A 16,939-nucleotide genomic window follows, 5' to 3' on the forward strand; every position below is an offset into this window, starting at 1 on the left:
ATGAAAACCCTGCTCGTCACCGGCGGCGCCGGTTTCATCGGCGGCAACTTCGTGCTCGATGTGCTCGCCCTCGGTGGCTACCACATCATCAATCTCGATGCGCTGACCTACGCCGGCAACCTCCATACCCTGGCTTCGCTGCGTGACGACGGGCGCCATCGCTTCGTGCACGGTGATATCGGTGACCGCGCATGCGTGCGTGCCCTGCTCGACGAGCACGCGCCGACGGCCATCATCAATTTCGCTGCCGAGTCGCACGTCGATCGCTCGATCGACGGCCCGGCTGCATTCGTGCAGACCAACGTGGTCGGCACCCTGAACCTGCTCGAATGTGCGCTGGCCTACTGGCGCGCGCTGCCGCTCGACCGCCAGGACGCGTTCCGCTTCCTGCATGTGTCCACCGACGAGGTGTACGGTTCGCTCGGTCCGGTCGGGCGCTTCACCGAGGAATCGCCGTACCAGCCGAACTCCCCGTACTCGGCCTCGAAGGCGGCTTCGGACCATCTCGTGCGCGCGTTCCACCATACCTATGGCATGCCGGTGCTGACCACCAATTGCTCGAACAACTACGGGCCGTTCCAGTTCCCGGAAAAGCTGATCCCGCTGATGATCCAGAAGGCGCTGGCCGGCGAGCCGCTGCCGGTATACGGCGACGGCCGCAACATCCGCGACTGGCTGTACGTGAAGGATCATTGTGCGGCGATCCTGCGCGTGCTCGAGATCGGCCGCGTCGGCGAGGTCTACAACGTCGGTGGCGACGCCGAGCGCGAGAACATCCACGTCGTCAAGACGATCTGCGCGTTGCTGGACGAACGCCGCCCGCTCGCGGATGGGCGGCGCCGGGAAACGCTGATCACCCACGTCAGGGATCGCCCCGGACACGACCGCCGCTACGCGATCGACGCTTCAAAGCTCAAGCGTGAACTCGGCTGGCGCCAGACCGAAAGCTTTGAATCCGGCATCGCGCGCACGCTCGACTGGTACCTCGACAACCAGGCTTGGGTGCAACGCGTGCTCGACGGCAGCTACCGCATGGAACGCCTCGGCGATGTGCAGGCCGGCGCACAGGATCACCCGTAGAAGCCCGTTCGCAGGCGATGCTCTTCGTCACCCCGATTGCCCGTAAACCGGCTCCCACAAAGAATCGGTCGTCGCGGGAGCCCGGCAGGAGCCCCGGAGTCCCTTCAGCGGCGATGCATTGACGTCGTTCCATTTCCAGTAGAGGCGGACCAAACCATCGACACGGTCCATGCGCGGCGTCCCGTGCGAGCATGCGCGCTTCGCCGCATGGGGAGCGTCCATGAACCGTCTGTCCGTCGCCGTAGTCCTTGCCGCCATCGCCGTTGCCGCCCGGGCGGCAGAACCTGCGCCATACCTGACCCAGCCGGCACCGTCGCCGGACGGGCGCGAGATCGCCTTCGTCTCGGGCGGCGACATCTGGGTCGTGCCGGCGAAGGGGGGTGACGCCCACCTGCTCGTACCCGGTCCCGCGGTCGAGTCGCGGCCGTTGTATTCGCCGGACGGCAGGCATCTCGCCTTCATCTCGACACGCAGCGGCAACGGCGACATCTACACGCTCGAGTTCGCCAGCGGCCGCGTCGAGCGCATCACTTTCGACGACGCCTACGACAACCTGAGCGCGTGGTCGCGCGACGGCGAGTGGCTGTATTTCAGTTCGCCGCGTGACAACGTCGGCAACATGGCCGGTGTGTTCCGCGTGCGCGTCGACGGTGGCACACCGATGCCGGTCTCGCGCGAGGACTACCGCAACCACGAGGGCGCGGCCCCATCGCCGGATGGCCGCGATCTCGTGCTGACCGGCAACGGCACGGGGGAGCGCCAGTGGTGGCGGAACGGCCACAGCAACCTCGAAACCGGCGCGCTGTGGCTGTTCAACGACGACGGGCATGGGCGCTACCGGCGCATCACGCCGGACGATGCGCGCGCGTTGTGGCCTATGTGGAGCGTCGATGGTTCGTCGATCTTCTATATGAGCGATCGCGGCGGCGCCGAAAACCTGTGGCGCACGAACCGAGACGGCCGCGCCGAGGCGATGACGCGCTTCAGCAATGGCCGCGTGCTGTGGCCGGCGATCTCGGCGGACGGCCGCATGATCGCCTTCGCGCGCGACTTCGGCCTGTGGACCTTCGACGTCGCCAGCGGCGCGGTCGCGCCGGTGCCGGTCACCCTGCGCGGTGCGGCCAGCGCACCGGCGACCGAGCGGCAATCATTCAACGGCGACTTTGCCGAACTTGCCGTATCACCGGACGGAAAGAAGCTCGCCTTCATCGTGCGTGGCGAGGTCTTTGCCGCCTCCAGCGAGAAGGGCGGCCGGGCCGAGCGCGTCACGCGCTCGCGCGAGGCAGAGTTCCATCTCGCCTGGGCGCCCGACAGTCGTCGTCTCGTCTACGCCTCCGAGCGGGATGGTGGTGGTCGGCTCTATCTGTTCGACTTCGCCGATGGCAGCGAACGCGCGCTGACCACCGGCGCAGGCATCGACATGCGACCGCAGTTCTCGCCGGACGGCAAGCGCATCGCCTTCGTGCGCGACGCGAAGGAATTGCGCGTGCTCGATCTCGCCGGCGGCAATGAAAGCCGCGTTGCTGCCGGCCGCATCGACCTCATGCGACCGCTCGAATCCGACCGCCCGTTCGCGTGGTCGCCGGACGGCCGCTGGATCGCCTGGCAGGGTTATGCTGAACGCATGTTCCGCCATGCCTTCGTTTCGCCGGTCGATGGCGGCAACGCGGTGCAGGCCAGTTTCCTCGCCAACGTCGGCGCCGATTCGATCGCCTGGTCGGCGGACGGCAAGGCGCTGTATTTCTCGACCGGCCAGCGCACCGAGCAGGCCCAGGTTGCACGCGTGGACCTCGTGCCGCGCGTGCCGCGCGTCCGCGAGGCCGAGTTCCGTTCGCTGTTCGAGCAGGAATCGCCGCCGGGCGTGGCGAAGTCGGACAAGCCCGGCGTCAAGAGCACGGCAGCGGCCACTGCGACGGCGAAGCCGGAAAAACGCGACGAGCCTGTGCGTATCGAGCCTGCGGGCATGCGCGATCGCCTGAGCCTGCTGCCGATCGGCCTCGATGTCGCTGCGCTTGCCATCAGTCCTGACGGCAAGTCGCTGTTGCTGACAGCCGAAGCGGCCGGGCGCACGAACCTGTACCTTTTTTCGATCGATGAGCTCGCCGACGAAGCACCGGTGGCGCGCCAGCTCACTTCCAGCGCGGCACCGAAATCGCATGCGCAATTCGGTGCCGACGGCAAGAGCGTGTACTACCTCGAAGGCGGCCGCATCGCGGCGCTCGGTGTCGACGACGGCAAGGCGCGTGCACTCACCGTCAGCGCCGACCTCGATGTCGATTTCCACGCCGACAAGCTGACCCTGTTCGAGCAGGGCTGGTGCTGGCTGCGCGATGCCTTCCACGACCCGGCCATGAACGGCGTGGACTGGAGCGCACTGCGCGCGACCTATGCGCCGCGCATCGCCGCGGCATCGTCGCCCGATGTGTTGCGCGAATTGCTCAACCTGATGATCGGCGAACTCGATGCCTCGCATCTCGGCGTGCGCGCGCCGGGCCAGCCGAAGTGGACCAGTGGACGCACCGGCCTGCGTTTCGAGCGCACGACCGCCGAGCGCGAAGGCCGCCTGCGCGTCGCCACGATCCTGCCGCGCTCGCCAGCCGACGTGGCGGCGACGATCGCCGTCGGCGATGTCCTCGTCGCCGTCGACGGCCGCACGCTCGGGCCGCGCGACAACCTCGATCGCCTGCTCGACAACACGGTCGGCCGCGAAACCGCGTTGCGCTTCAGCCGCGACGGCAAGGTCTTCGACGTGCGCCTCAAGCCGGTCGACACGCGCGCCGACGGTGAGCTGGCCTATCGCGCCTGGGTTGCGGCGAATCGGGCCTACGTCGAAAGCGCGAGCAAGGGCCGGCTCGGCTACGTGCACATGGTCGACATGTCGATGCGCTCGCTGCAGCAGCTCTACCTCGACCTCGACGCCGGCAATGCCACGCGCGAAGGCGTCGTTGTCGACGTACGCAACAACTTCGGCGGATTCGTCAACGCCTACGCGCTCGACGTGCTCGCGCGTCGGCCCTACCTCGGCATGGCCTTCCGCGGCCAGCCGACCGCGTCAGCGCGCGCGGTACTCGGCCAACGCTCGCTCGAACGCCCGACCGTGCTCCTCACCAACCGTACGACCCTGTCCGACGGCGAGGACTTCAGCGAGGGTTACCGCCGCCTCGGCCTGGGAAAAATCGTCGGCGAACCGACCGCCGGTTGGATCATCTACACCTCGAATGCACGCATGCTCGATGGTTCGGCCGTACGCCTGCCGTTCATCACCGTCACCACCGTCGACGGTCAACCGATGGAAATGGCCCCACGCCCGGTCGACGTGCCGGTCGATCGTCCGCTCGGCGAAGCGCAACGCGGCATCGACAGCGAACTCGACGCGGCGGTGAGGGTGTTGCTGGGTGGGTGAACGTTCCAGGGATCGATCGGAGTATCCCCAGGTGTCCGGGGAGGCGCATTCCTGCTCATGCTTGCCAGCCCGCACAATGAGATATGTCTTTGGCATATCTCATTGCAGCGGGCGCCACCATGCCTTGCGCCAGGATCTTCCGGTCCGGTCGTTCGCAGGCCGTGCGGCTGCCCAAGGAGTTTCGTTTCGACGTGGACGAGGTGCGCATCCGCCGCGAGGGCGGGGCGCTGGTGCTCGAACCCATCGGCACGGACCGGGACTGGCTGGATGCGCTGCCGGGTGGCGTCGATGCGGGCATGGCTGATGTTGTGAATGAGCGCGCGCCGCCACAAATGCGCAAGCGCCGCATCGCATTCCCACAGGAGCCCCTTCAGGGGCGATGCTCCTTGTGTGCAACCTCCAAAGCGGAAGCATCGCCCGTGAACGGACTCCTGCGGTCGCGTCGCTCCGTGCATTGCCTTTTGCTGCGTCGCATCGAAGAATGCGGGGCCGTCTCTTGAGCCTTCCCGCGCCGATGAACAGCCCCGCGCCCGCGCCCGCGACCTTGCCGCCCGATGCGCCGTGGGTGGTGGTCAAGTTCGGCGGTACCAGCGTGTCGACGCGGGCGCGCTGGGACAGCATCGCGCGCATCGCCGAGGCGCATCGCGCGCGCGGGCGGCGCGTGCTGATTGTCGTCTCCGCGCTGTCGGGCATCACCGATCAGCTCAAGGCGATCACCGAGGCGCATGCCGTCGACGCGCGCTGTCGCGAGATCCTGGCCGGCATCGCTGCGCGACATGATGCGCTCTATGCCGACATGCAGTTGCCGTTGCGCAATGCGCTCGACGGCTGGCTCGCGCGCCTGGCCCAACTCGTCGCCGATCCCCGCCGCGCGCAGGCGCCCTACGCCTGGCAGGCCGAAGTGCTGGCCTGTGGTGAACTGCTGTCGAGCACGCTCGGTGCACTCCATCTCAATGCGAGCGGCCTGGTCACGCGCTGGCTCGACGCGCGCGAGCATCTCGTTGCCATGGCCCTGCCGAACCAGACCGACTGGGCGCGCTGGCTGTCGGCCTCGGTGCCGACACAACGTGATCCGGCGCTGTCGTCGGCGCTTGCCGCACGCGGTGACGTGTTCATCTCGCAGGGTTTCATCGCGCGCGATGCGGATGGCGCGACGGCGATCCTCGGCCGCGGCGGCTCGGATACCTCGGCCGCGTACTTCGGCGTGTTGCTCGGTGCCGAGGTCGTCGAGATCTGGACCGACGTGCCCGGCATGTTCAGCGCCAATCCGCGCCAGGTGCCCGAGGCCCGGCTGCTGTCCTCGCTCGACTACGCCGAGGCACAGGAAATCGCCACCACCGGCGCCAAGGTGCTGCATCCGCGCTGCATCCATCCGCTGCGCGAGGCGCGCGTGCCGCTGGTCATCAAGGACACCCACCGACCGCAACTGCCGGGCACCTCGATCGCGTGGTCGACCGCACAGACCGCTCCCAGCGTGAAAGCGATCAGCTCGCGCAAGGGCATCACCCTGGTGTCGATGGAATCGATCAGCATGTGGCAGCAGGTCGGCTTCCTCGCCGACGTGTTCGATGCGTTCAGGCGCCATGGCCTTTCGGTCGACCTGATCGGCTCGGCCGAGACCAACGTCACCGTCTCGCTCGATCCGTCCGACAACCTGCTGACTTCGGACGTGCTGTCACGCCTGTGCGCCGACCTCGAACCGTTCTGTCGCGTCAAGGTGATCGCGCCTTGCGCGGCGATCACCCTGGTCGGCCGTGGCATGCGCGCGATGCTGCACCGGCTCTCGGCCGTGCTTGCCGAGTTCGGCGCGCTCGACGTGCACCTGATCTCGCAGTCGTCGAACAACCTCAACCTGACCTTCGTCGTCGACGAGGCGCTGGTCGATGCGCTGGTGCCACGCCTGCATGCGCTGCTGATCCGCGCCGGCGCGATGCGCGTCGAGGATGCGCAGGTGTTCGGCCCGAGCTGGCGCGAGATCGAGCGTGGCGGCTCGGCGCCGCCGCGTCCGGCCTGGTGGCGCGCGGCACGTGCCGACCTGCTCGCGCTGGCCGCCGAAGGAACGCCACGCTACGTATATGACCTCGCCACCGTGCGCGCGCAGGCGCGTGGCTTGAAGACGATCGCCGCGGTCGACCGCTGGCACTACGCGCTGAAGGCCAATCCGCATGCCGATATCCTGCGCGCGCTCGACGGCGAGGGCTTTGCCTTCGAGTGCGTGTCGTGGAACGAAGTCGAGGCGGTGCGCAAGGCGCTGCCCACGCTCGCGCCGGGCCGCATCCTGTTCACGCCCAACTTCGCCCCGCGCGGCGAATACCGCGCCGCGCTTGCCGCCGGCGTGCGCGTCACTCTCGACGCCCTGCATCCGATTGCCGAATGGGGCGAGGATTTCGCCGGTCACGACATTTTCCTGCGTGTCGACCTTGGCGCCGGACGTGGCCATCACGACAAGGTCAAGACGGGTGGCGCACAGTCGAAGTTCGGCGTCGCGCTCGATGCAATCGAGACCTTCCGCGCGCATGCGCGCGAGCACGGCGTGCGCATCACCGGCCTGCACGCACACCTCGGCTCGGGCATCCTCGATGCGCAGCACTGGCGCGGCGTGTATGCGCAGCTCGCCAGCCTCGCTGAGCGATTCAACAAGGTCGAGGTGCTCGATCTCGGCGGCGGCCTCGGCGTGCCGTCGCGACCCGACGACGAAACGCTCGACCTCGCCGCGCTCGGCGCCGCGCTGGCCGAGGTCAAGCAGGCCTATCCGCAGTTCCGCCTGTGGATGGAACCGGGGCGCTATCTCGTCGCTGAAGCCGGCGTGCTGCTCGCCCGTGTCACCCAGCGCAAGCGCAAAGGTGAGGTGCGCTACGTCGGCATCGACGCCGGCATGAACTCGCTGATCCGTCCCGCGCTGTACGAGGCCTGGCACGAGATCGTCAATCTCAGCCATCTCGACGAACCGGCGACGGAACTGGTGCAGGTGGTCGGCCCGATCTGCGAGAGCGGCGACATCCTCGGCAGCCACCGGCGGCTGCCCGAATGCGCCGAAGGCGACGTGCTGCTGGTCGCCGAAGCCGGCGCCTACGGCGCGGTCATGGCCTCGCGCTACAACCTGCGCGAGCCGGCGGTGGAGGTGGTGCTCCCATGACCCTGCCTGACCCACGCCAGGCGCAGTGCTTCCGCTTCGTCCGCCGCGGCTACGTGGACGGTGTGGTCGAGCTGGTCTATGCCTTCGACGACGGTCCCGAACTGATCGAGACGATCACGTTTCCGGATGCGCCGGTGCTCGCACCGGAACGCGCGGCGGCGTTCGCGGCCGCGCTGGACCTGCTGCATTTCATCGCCGGTGTCAGCTACTACAAGGCCGGCGTGCCCGCGTCGATCGTAGTCGAGACGCGCAGGCCGGATGCGACGCTCGCGGCCTTCCTCGACGAGCTGTACCTGCATGGCCTCGGCGAGTTTGCCTGGCAGAACGGCCTCGATCTCGACGGCCGCATCCGTTTTCCAATCGCCGAGTCAGCAGCGGCACCGGCGCCCGCACTCGGCCTGCCGCGACGCACCCTGGTGCCGATCGGCGGCGGCAAGGATTCGCTGGTCAGCATCGAGCTGCTGAAGGCGGCCGGCGAGCCGGCGACGACGGTGTGGGTCGGCAATTCGCCGCTGATCGAAGCCTGCGCGGCGCGCACCGGCCTGCCGACACTGAACATCGCGCGCTCGATCTCACCGGTGCTGTTCGACTACAACCGCCTCGGCGCGTGGAACGGCCATATCCCGGTCACCGCGATCAACTCGGCGATCCTCGTCGTCGCCGCCCTGCTGTACGGCTTCGACGCGATCGCGTTTTCCAACGAGCGCTCGGCCTCGAGCGCGACTCTCGAAGCCGGCGGTCGCGAAGTCAATCATCAATGGAGCAAGGGCTGGCGCTTCGAGGACGGCTTCCGCGCGCTGCTGCATGCGCAGGTCGCGCGCGATCTCGACTACTGCTCGTTGCTGCGGCCTTGGTCCGAACTGGCCGTGGCCGCGCGCTTCGCCCGCGAAACGCGCTACGACGACGTGTTCTCGAGCTGCAACCGCAACTTCCGCATCCTCGGGCCGAAACCGGCCGACCGCTGGTGTGGGCAGTGCCCGAAATGCCATTTCGTGTTCCTCGCACTCGCGCCGTTCATGCCGAAGCCACGCCTGCTGGCGATCTTCGGGCGCAACCTGCTCGATGACGAGGCGCTCGCGCCGGGCTTCGATGCGCTGGTCGAGTACCGCGACCACAAGCCGTTCGAATGCGTCGGCGAGGGGCAGGAATCGCGCGCCGCATTCGGTGCACTTGCCCGCCTGGCCGAGTGGCGCGAGGATGTGCTGGTCGAACGCTATGCGCGCGAGATCGCGCCACAACTGGCAGAGGCGCCGACGCTGGATGCGTTGCTCGAAGCGCAAGGGCCGCACCACGTTCCGTCGGCACTGCGCGCCGTGCTCGGGCTGGCCTGACATGCGCCTGGCCGAACTTGCCGGACTGCGCGTGGCCATCTGGGGCTTGGGTCGCGAAGGCCGTGCCGCACTTGCTGCTTTGCGCGCGCGTGTGCCGACGCTGGTGCCGAGTGTGTTCTGCACGGCGCAGGAAGCCGCCGCGGCTGCACACGACGGCGCAGTGCGTGTCATCGGCGCGCCGCCGAGCGTCGCCGATCTGTCCGCCTTCGATGTCGTCATCAAGTCGCCCGGCATCAGCGCCTACCGGCCCGAACTGATCGAGGCGCGGCGCAACGGCACCCGCTTCACCTCGGGCACGGCGCTGTGGTTCGCCGAGCACCCGCAGGCACGCGTGATCGCCGTGACCGGTACCAAGGGCAAGAGCACGACCAGCGCACTGATCGCCCACCTGCTGCGCGCGCGCGGCCGGCGCGTGGCCCTGGCCGGCAACATCGGCCTGCCCTTGCTCGACCTGCTCGATCCGGCGCAAGTGCCCGACTGGTGGGTCATCGAACTGTCGAGTTTCCAGACCCGCGAGGTACCGCACGTCGAGCTTGCCGTTGTCACCAGCCTCGTCGAGGAGCACCTCGACTGGCATGGCGACCGTGACCGCTACGTCGACGACAAGCTCGCGCTGGTCGGCGTGGCCGGATGCCTCGTTGTCAACGCCTGCGTCGACGAACTCGTGCGACGCACCGCCACACATCCGGCCCGCCGGTTGTTCGGTGCTGCCGCTGGCTGGCATGTCGGCGCCGACGCGCTGATGTGCGGCACGCAGACGGTGTTCGCGCGTGCCGGACTGGCCGTGCCCGGTGCGCACAACGCGCTCAATGCCTGTGCCGCGCTGACGGTGCTCGACGCCGTTGGCGAGGATGCCGTCGCCGCGGCCCCGGCGCTGGCCACGTTCCGCCCGTTGCCGCATCGCCTCCAGCACCTCGGCGCGCGCGATGGCGTGGACTGGATCGATGACAGCATCGCGACCACGCCGGCGGCCACCCTCGAAGCCTTGCGCAGCCTGACCGGAAAGGCCGTCGTCCTGCTCGTCGGCGGCTACGACCGCGGCCTCGACTGGTCGGCCTTTGCCACCGCCTTGCGCGACCATGCGCCGCAGGCCGTCATTGCCAACGGCGCCAACCGCGCGCGCATCGTCCACGAACTGCATCGCGCCGGCGTGCCGAACGTGCACGGGGAAGCGACGCTGGCCGCAGCGATCGTGCGCGCGCGCGAGCTCGCCCGGCCCGGTGCGGCCATCCTGCTCTCGCCCGGTGCACCGAGCTTCGACCAGTTCGGCGACTACGCCGAACGCGGGGCCGCCTTCGCCGTGGCTGGCGGTTTCGACCCGCGATGGATCGGGCAGATCGAGGGGCTGGGCATCCACTGAACGCGTCGGTCCGCCGCGCGGAAGTCGTGGCCGGCGCCCCTCGTCGGGCAGGGGAGGCGCACCTGGCCAGTTCCTCGCACGGCCAGACCGCGGAGCTGAACCGCATCAGCCTCATCGCGAGTGAAGCCGGGCGGCGCGGGGGCTTCCGGGAGGGGGCGGTTCGCCTCGCCGCGTGGAGACAACCCCCGGCCGACGTGCGCCGGAAATTGCCTTGGGATGCTCTGGTCAATCCCGTCCGGGATTGACCAGAGCATCCTTAACGCATTGTTCACATCGTCGGGATTTGTTGGTACGATCCCGGTACCTCTGCTTTTTTGGGTTGACTGTTCGAGTGTGGTTGCTCCGGGTAGCAGCAATGACATGTCGAGGTAGCGAAACTGTCAGGGCGCTGTGACACAACATCAACGTGGGAGACTCTTCAAATGAGTTTGATCAACAACGACCTTACCAAGGCAGTGCGTTTCGCGTTGTACGCGGGTGCCGCCGTCGCCGTGGGCCTGCCCGCTGCACCGGTCTTCGCGCAAGGCGAGGATGGTTCCAGCGAGAAGCTCGAAACCATCGTGGTCACGGGTTCGCGCATTCGTCGCGCCGATATCGAGACCGCCCAGCCGGTGATGGTCATCGATCGCGCCCAGATCGAGAACCAGGGCTTCACCTCGGTTGCCGACATCCTGCAGAACCTGCCGTCGGCCGGTTCGCCCGCCATCAGCCGCTCCCAGGTCCTCGCCTCGGGTGAGAACGTCGGCGGCTACTACATCGACATCCGCAACCTCGGCCCGAACCGTACGCTCGTCCTCGTCGACGGCAAGCGCCTCGGCCGCACCACCGACGGCCTGCAGGACCTTGGCCAGATTCCGACTTCGGTGATCGAGCGCATCGAAATCCTGACCGACGGCGCCTCGTCGGTGTACGGCTCCGACGCGATCGCGGCCGTCGTCAACGTCATCACGCGTTCACGTTTCGAAGGTGCCGAAGCGAACTTCTACGTCGGCCAGTACGACCAGGACGACGGCGACCGCCAGGTCTATGACTTCACCATCGGCAGCACGAGCGAGCGCGGCTCGGTGACGATGAGCGTGCAGTACCTGAAGGAAGAGCCGGTCTGGGCGAAGGACCGTGAGTTCAGCGCCTACGGCAACGCCGGTCCGGATTTCCCGGGATCGGGCTGGAGCCCGGTCAGCATGAACGGTTCGTGGTTCGGTCCCTGCGGTGCGAATGGCGCCAACACCTGGTGTACGCTGATTCGTGGCCAGGATCCGCTGCTCGTGTCGAGCTATCGCCCGCACGTCGCCACCGACAACGCCAACAGCAACCTGCAGATGATGAACCAGACCGGCATCGAGCGCCGCTCGGTCTTCGTCTCCGGCCAGTACGACGTGTTCGACAACGTCAAGTTCCGCGCCGACGTCATGTACAACGAGCGCACCACGCTGCAGCAGGTCGCGGGCTATCCGTACCAGTCGCTCGCGTTCGGTACGCCGCTGTCGGCCGACAGCGTGTTCAACCCGACCGCGGGCAACGTCCAGTTCCGCCGCCGCCTGTGGGAAGTGCCGCGCACGACCGCCAGCGATCTCGACACCTACCGTGTCACCACGGGCTTCGAAGGCTACTTCGAGCTGTTCGGCAAGGAATGGTCGTGGGATGCCGGCGCCACGCTCAACCGCAACAAGGTTCTGAAGCGCGGCTTCGGCGACGCCAGTGTTTCCGCCATGGAACTGGCGCTCGGCCCGTCGTTCATCAACGCGCTCGGCCAGGCCCAGTGCGGCACGCCGAGCAATCCGCTCCCGCTCGGCTCGAACCCGGCCAGTGGCGAGTGCGTGCCCTGGAACCCGCTGCTGCCGTTCGGTGAGCCGGGTCTTGGCTCGCTGTCCGACCCGCTCCTGCAGGCGTTCCTGTTCCCGGAGACGCATGACACGGGCCGCGTGAACTACACGAGCTATGCGGCGAACCTCGCCGGCTCGCTGTTCTCGCTGCCCGCCGGCGAACTCGGCATTGCTGTGGGCGTCGAGCACAGCCGTGAACACGGCACCTTCATCCCGGATCCGCTCGCCGTCAACGGCGACTACACCGGCCTGCCGGCCACGCCGACGCGTGGTGGTTTCGACCTCGACGAAGCCTATGTCGAAATCGAAGTGCCGCTGCTCAAGGAAGTGCCGTTCGCACACGAGCTGACCATCAACGTCGCCAGCCGCTACTCGGACTACAGCAACTTCGGCGACACGGTCAACAACAAGTTCGGCCTGAAGTGGCGTCCGTTCGAGGAGCTGATGATCCGTGGCACCTATGCCGACGGCTTCCGCGCGCCGACGGTCGGTGACCTCTATGCCGGCGTCAACGGCACGTTCGCCTACTACATCGATCCCTGCGGCTCGCAGGGCCCGGGCAACGTTGCGGGTTCCGCACCGTGTACGGCGGCGGGCGTTCCGGCAACCTACGTGCAGCTCGGCCAGGGTCTCGTGCCGTGTACGGCGTATCCGTGCCAGACGCCGTTCCAGTTCCTCTCGGCCAGCTCGAACCCGGATCTGACCCCGGAGAAGGCGAAGACCAAGACGCTCGGTTTCGTCTACAGCCCGAGCTACCTCGAAGGCTTCGACATCGCTCTCGACTGGTGGAAGGTGCGCATCGACAACGTCATCGCCAGCGACTCCTTCGGCGATGTGCTCACCGATTGCTATGTCTACAACATCGCGTCGCGTTGCTCGTCGATCGTGCGTGATCCGGTCCTGCACGTCATCACCTCGATGCGTTCGGGCCTGACCAACAAGGGCTTCGCCGAGACGGAAGGCTACGACCTGAGCGTCAACTACCGCCTGCCGGAGTTCTCGTTCGGCCGTTTCCAGATCAGCTGGAACACGACCTACACGAGCAAGTACGACGCCAAGGCGGACAACGATCCCGAGACCTTCGTCTATGGTTATGTTGGCCAGACCGGCGTGTACCGCACGCGCTCGAACCTCAACATCGACTGGTCGCTGGGTTCGTTCGGTGCTTCGTGGACGACCCGCTACTACTCGCGCTCGTGGGAGACGTGCGTGCGTGACGTCAACGGCGGCGCTGGTGGCCCGCTGTGCGATGAGCCGGGTCATGTCAACGTCGATGGCTCGATCACGAACCGTCGCAACGTTGGTGCGAACACCTTCCACGACGTCCAGTTCCGCTGGCGTGCACCGTGGGATGGCACGTTCGCGATCGGTGCGAACAACGTCGGTGAGCACTATGGCCCGATCATGTTCACCAGCCCGAGCAGCCAGTTCCCGTACTACGGCGGCTTCGACATCGGTCGCTTCTACTACGCGAAGTACACCCAGCGCTTCTGATCGGCACAACCCGCCGTCCCCGCCCATCCGGGCAGGGGACGGTTCCCGCATCAAGCTTTGGAGGCCCCTCGCGGGGCCTCTTTTTTTGCGCTCGGACGAAGGCGGGAACGACGGTTTGCTGCGCCACGCTCTGCAACCCATGACTCGCTCCAAGGCAGGGAGGCATTCCCATGGCGGCCGCGGTGACGGAGTGGATTCGCGGATGCGGGTGTCGGCAGACCCATCGTCCTGTGGTGAGATTCTCCGCTTCCCCAGGTCCTACGATCTCGTCAGGATTGCCCTGTCCGATCCCCGACGTGGCTTCATCCGTGCCGACGATGCCCTGATTCCGCGAGAGCGGTTTCGGTGGCGATCCGACCGGACGGAGCGCGCCTGCCGACCCGTGGACGACATGCACATTCGCGTTCGGAGCAAGGTTCCCGTGCGAGGCGCGTCAGGGTATATGTAGGATTTGTCCCACCTGAGACGCTCGTCGCGCCCAGCGCTGCTCTGGAACCCCGGCATGCATACGAACCCTTCCTCGACCCGCCGCAGCTTCTATCCCGAGATCGAACCGTTCGATAGCGGCCATCTCCAGGTGTCGCCCCTGCACCGCATCTACTACGAGCAATGCGGCAATCCGCGCGGCAAGCCGGTGGTGTTCCTGCATGGCGGTCCGGGCGCGGGCTGCAACGCGAAGGCGCGGCGCTTTTTCGATCCGGCGCACTACCGCATCGTGCTGTTCGATCAGCGCGGCTGCGGGCGCTCGACGCCCCATGCGGAACTCGCCGACAACACGACCTGGCACCTGGTCGCCGACATCGAAACCCTGCGTGTACACCTCGGCATCGAGCGCTGGCAGGTGTTCGGCGGTTCCTGGGGCTCGACGCTCGCGCTGGCCTATGCCGAACGCCACCCGCAGCGCGTCAGCGAACTCGTCCTGCGTGGCATCTTCATGCTGCGACGCTGGGAACTGGAATGGTTCTACCAGCGTGGCTGCGACGCGCTCTACCCCGATGCCTGGGAGGCCTATCTCGCGGCAATTCCCGAGGCGGAGCGAGGCGACCTCATGAGCGCCTACCATCGCCGCCTGACCAGCACCGATCCGGCTGTACGCCTCGCCGCGGCCCGCGCGTGGTCGGTGTGGGAAGGTTCGACGAGTTTCCTGTTTCCCGACACCACGCACATCGCCGGCGCTGCCGAGGATGCGTTCGCGCTCGCCTTCGCGCGCATCGAATGTCACTACTTCGTCAACGCCGGCTTCTTCGAGTGCGACGGTCAGTTGTTGCGTGACGTTGGCCGCATCCGCGACATTCCCGCGGTCATCGTGCAGGGGCGCTACGACGTGGTCTGCCCGATGCGCAGCGCCTGGGACCTGCATCGCGCCTGGCCGGAGGCGGATCTGCGCATCGTCACCGATGCCGGCCATTCAGCCTTCGAGGCCGGCATCACGCACGAGTTGATCGAGGCGACCGACCGGTTTCGTTGAGCTTCCCGGCCATGCTTCCGTACGCGCCCGTTTACGGGCGATTCTGTGTGGCCTGATGCGTGGTGGGAAATGCATCGCCCCCGAAGGGGCTCCTGCAAGGGGCTCGACAGCCCTACCGCGTCGCCGGCTTCGGCGTCGGCGCGGCCAGCGAGGCGACCGGCGAGAGAGTGATGCGGAAGCAGGCACCGCCGCCTGCGACGGGTACGTATTCGAGGGAGGCCTGGCTCGACTCGCACATCTGCTTGGCGAGGTAGAGGCCGAGACCGGTGCCGTATTCGCTGGTGGTGAAGAACGGATCGAATATCTGCGCGGCAACCTTCTGCGGGATGCCGGGGCCTCGGTCGACGACTTCGAGCATTGGCGGCCCCTTGTCGGTGGCGAGGCGGGCGACGACAACGACGCGTGCGGCAGCGCCGGGCTCGCGGCCATAGCGGATCGCGTTCTGCACGAGGTTCCACACGACCTGGTGCAGGTGTTGCGGATCGACCATCGCCTCGACGCGGCGGTTCTGCGTGATCGCGCGCAAATGATCCTGGCCGAGATCGTTGGCCTGCTTGTATTCCTCGACGAAGGCCAGTGCCCAGGCGTTGACGTCGATGCTCTCCGGCCGCGAGCGCTCGCGTCGTGACAACTGCAGGATGTTCTCGACGACCTCGTTGGCGCGCGTGCAGTGGTTGTTGACGATGTCGACCAGGCGGCGGTCTTCCTCGTGCAGGTTCTCCGACTCGGCGAGCAGTTGCGCCGAGTAGCGGATCGCCGCCAGCGGGTTGCGGATCTCGTGGGCGATCGAGGCCGACAGGCGACCAAGCGAGCTCAGGGTCATTTCCTCGGCACGCCGCGACAGCAGCGAGGTGTCGTCCAGGAAGATCAATACGTGGGCGTCATCGTTGGCGGTCATGCGCGAGAAGCGCGGGATGACTTCGGGCACGTCGATGGCCAGCGCGATCGGCGTCTGGTCGATGCGACCGGAATGGCGCCAATGGTAGAGGCGACGCGACAGTTCGGGTGCGACGGCGCCGAGGTCGCGCTGGTTCGGCGACGGGTTGCCGATCAGGTGCCAGGCCGATTCGTTGATGGTCAGGATGTTGTTGGCATCGTCGACGAGGATGACGCCGGTCTTCATGCGCCGGATGATGAGGTCGTTGACCTGTTCGAGGTTGAACAGGTCAACACCGCGTTTTTCGGCCAGCGCTTCGGTTTCGCGCATCTGCCGGCCGAGGTGGGCACACAGACCGGCAACGGCGAGGTAGGCGACGCCGAACAGCAAGGCTTCGAGGATGCTGCGCTCGCTGGCAACGCCGAGCGGGAACAATGCCGGCGCGATGATGCCGATCGCGGCGAGCACGGCGAGCAGGATCGACTGGCGGAACGGCAGGAGCAGGGCGCCGACGCCGACGTTGACCAACAGCATGACCGGAATGGCAGCATGCCCGCCGGTCAGCGCCATCAACACGGCCGATGCGGCGACGATGTCGATGGTCAGGGCGAAGCCGATGCTCGCGCCGATGCGACGGCGCATGCGGTCGGTCGAGATCAGCAGGACCAGGGCGAGGGCGAGATAGGCCACCGCAACACCGCGGCCGAGCAGGGGGTGGCTGACCTTGATCCAGTCGAAGGCCAGCGAACTGAACACGAGGCCGCCATAGACCACCGCCTCGAGCACGCGATAGAGGTTGAAGAAATACAGTTCGCGCCGGGTCAGATCGCCGGAATCACTGGGTGGGCGGAGTAGTTGCTTGTCAGCCAAGGTGTTCTCCCCAGGGAATCACGAACTGGTCCCGGCCGTTGCTTGGGCGGCTCGCACAGGCCATGCACTGCGGAGCGATCCAGGTCGCGATACGGAT

At 67.2% G+C, this 16,939-nt stretch carries 9 protein-coding genes; 8 read left to right on the plus strand and 1 reads right to left on the minus strand.

The features are described from left to right. The 8 genes from rfbB to pip all read left to right on the plus strand — a co-directional run bounded on the left by rfbB (window position 1) and on the right by pip (window position 15,095). Entirely contained in the window at window positions 1–1,080 is a 1,080-nt protein-coding gene (gene rfbB, locus KF907_RS08780) for a dTDP-glucose 4,6-dehydratase (RefSeq protein WP_291219827.1), read from the plus strand. Window positions 1,081–1,300: 220 nt separating this feature from the next. Beyond that, entirely contained in the window at window positions 1,301–4,483 is a 3,183-nt protein-coding gene (locus tag KF907_RS08785) for a S41 family peptidase (RefSeq protein ID WP_291219828.1), read from the plus strand. A gap of 83 nt (window positions 4,484–4,566) precedes the next feature. Next, window positions 4,567–4,983 carry an antitoxin gene (locus KF907_RS08790; protein ID WP_291219829.1) on the plus strand — a complete coding sequence of 139 codons (417 nt, stop codon included), beginning with the start codon at window positions 4,567–4,569 and terminating at the stop codon, window positions 4,981–4,983. A gap of 14 nt (window positions 4,984–4,997) precedes the next feature. Next, window positions 4,998–7,619 carry a bifunctional aspartate kinase/diaminopimelate decarboxylase gene (locus KF907_RS08795; RefSeq protein ID WP_291219830.1) on the plus strand — a complete coding sequence of 874 codons (2,622 nt, stop codon included), beginning with the start codon at window positions 4,998–5,000 and terminating at the stop codon, window positions 7,617–7,619. After that, window positions 7,616–8,950 (plus strand): UDP-N-acetyl-alpha-D-muramoyl-L-alanyl-L-glutamate epimerase, encoded by a 1,335-nt coding sequence (gene murL / locus KF907_RS08800; RefSeq protein WP_291219831.1) that lies wholly within the window; start codon window positions 7,616–7,618, stop codon window positions 8,948–8,950. The genes KF907_RS08795 and murL overlap by 4 nt, the downstream gene beginning before the upstream one ends. Window position 8,951: 1 nt before the next feature. Further along, window positions 8,952–10,310: a UDP-N-acetylmuramoyl-L-alanine--D-glutamate ligase gene (gene murD / locus KF907_RS08805; RefSeq protein ID WP_291219832.1), complete on the plus strand. Its 1,359-nt coding sequence runs from the start codon at window positions 8,952–8,954 to the stop codon at window positions 10,308–10,310. A 422-nt stretch (window positions 10,311–10,732) separates the two neighbouring features. Then, on the plus strand, window positions 10,733–13,627 hold the full coding sequence (locus KF907_RS08810) for a TonB-dependent receptor plug domain-containing protein (protein ID WP_291219833.1): 2,895 nt from the start codon (window positions 10,733–10,735) through the stop codon (window positions 13,625–13,627). A 502-nt stretch (window positions 13,628–14,129) separates the two neighbouring features. Then, window positions 14,130–15,095 (plus strand): prolyl aminopeptidase, encoded by a 966-nt coding sequence (gene pip / locus KF907_RS08815; RefSeq protein ID WP_291219834.1) that lies wholly within the window; start codon window positions 14,130–14,132, stop codon window positions 15,093–15,095. A 112-nt stretch (window positions 15,096–15,207) separates the two neighbouring features. Here the strand turns inward: pip and KF907_RS08820 are convergent, their stop codons facing one another. Next, a complete protein-coding gene (locus KF907_RS08820; RefSeq protein WP_291219835.1) occupies window positions 15,208–16,842 on the minus strand; it encodes a sensor histidine kinase in 1,635 nt (544 codons plus the stop codon). Window positions 16,843–16,939 lie beyond the last annotated feature (97 nt).

Source organism: Dokdonella sp., from assembly GCF_019634775.1.
In the GTDB taxonomy this organism is placed as follows: Bacteria; Pseudomonadota; Gammaproteobacteria; order Xanthomonadales; family Rhodanobacteraceae; genus Dokdonella.

Coding starts and splice junctions, on each gene's coding strand:
- rfbB (WP_291219827.1), top strand. CDS start 1: ATGAAAACCCTGCTCGTCACCGGCGGCGCCGGTTTCATCGGCGGCAAC.
- KF907_RS08785 (WP_291219828.1), top strand. CDS start 1,301: ATGAACCGTCTGTCCGTCGCCGTAGTCCTTGCCGCCATCGCCGTTGCC.
- KF907_RS08790 (WP_291219829.1), top strand. CDS start 4,567: ATGTCTTTGGCATATCTCATTGCAGCGGGCGCCACCATGCCTTGCGCC.
- KF907_RS08795 (WP_291219830.1), top strand. CDS start 4,998: ATGAACAGCCCCGCGCCCGCGCCCGCGACCTTGCCGCCCGATGCGCCG.
- murL (WP_291219831.1), top strand. CDS start 7,616: ATGACCCTGCCTGACCCACGCCAGGCGCAGTGCTTCCGCTTCGTCCGC.
- murD (WP_291219832.1), top strand. CDS start 8,952: ATGCGCCTGGCCGAACTTGCCGGACTGCGCGTGGCCATCTGGGGCTTG.
- KF907_RS08810 (WP_291219833.1), top strand. CDS start 10,733: ATGAGTTTGATCAACAACGACCTTACCAAGGCAGTGCGTTTCGCGTTG.
- pip (WP_291219834.1), top strand. CDS start 14,130: ATGCATACGAACCCTTCCTCGACCCGCCGCAGCTTCTATCCCGAGATC.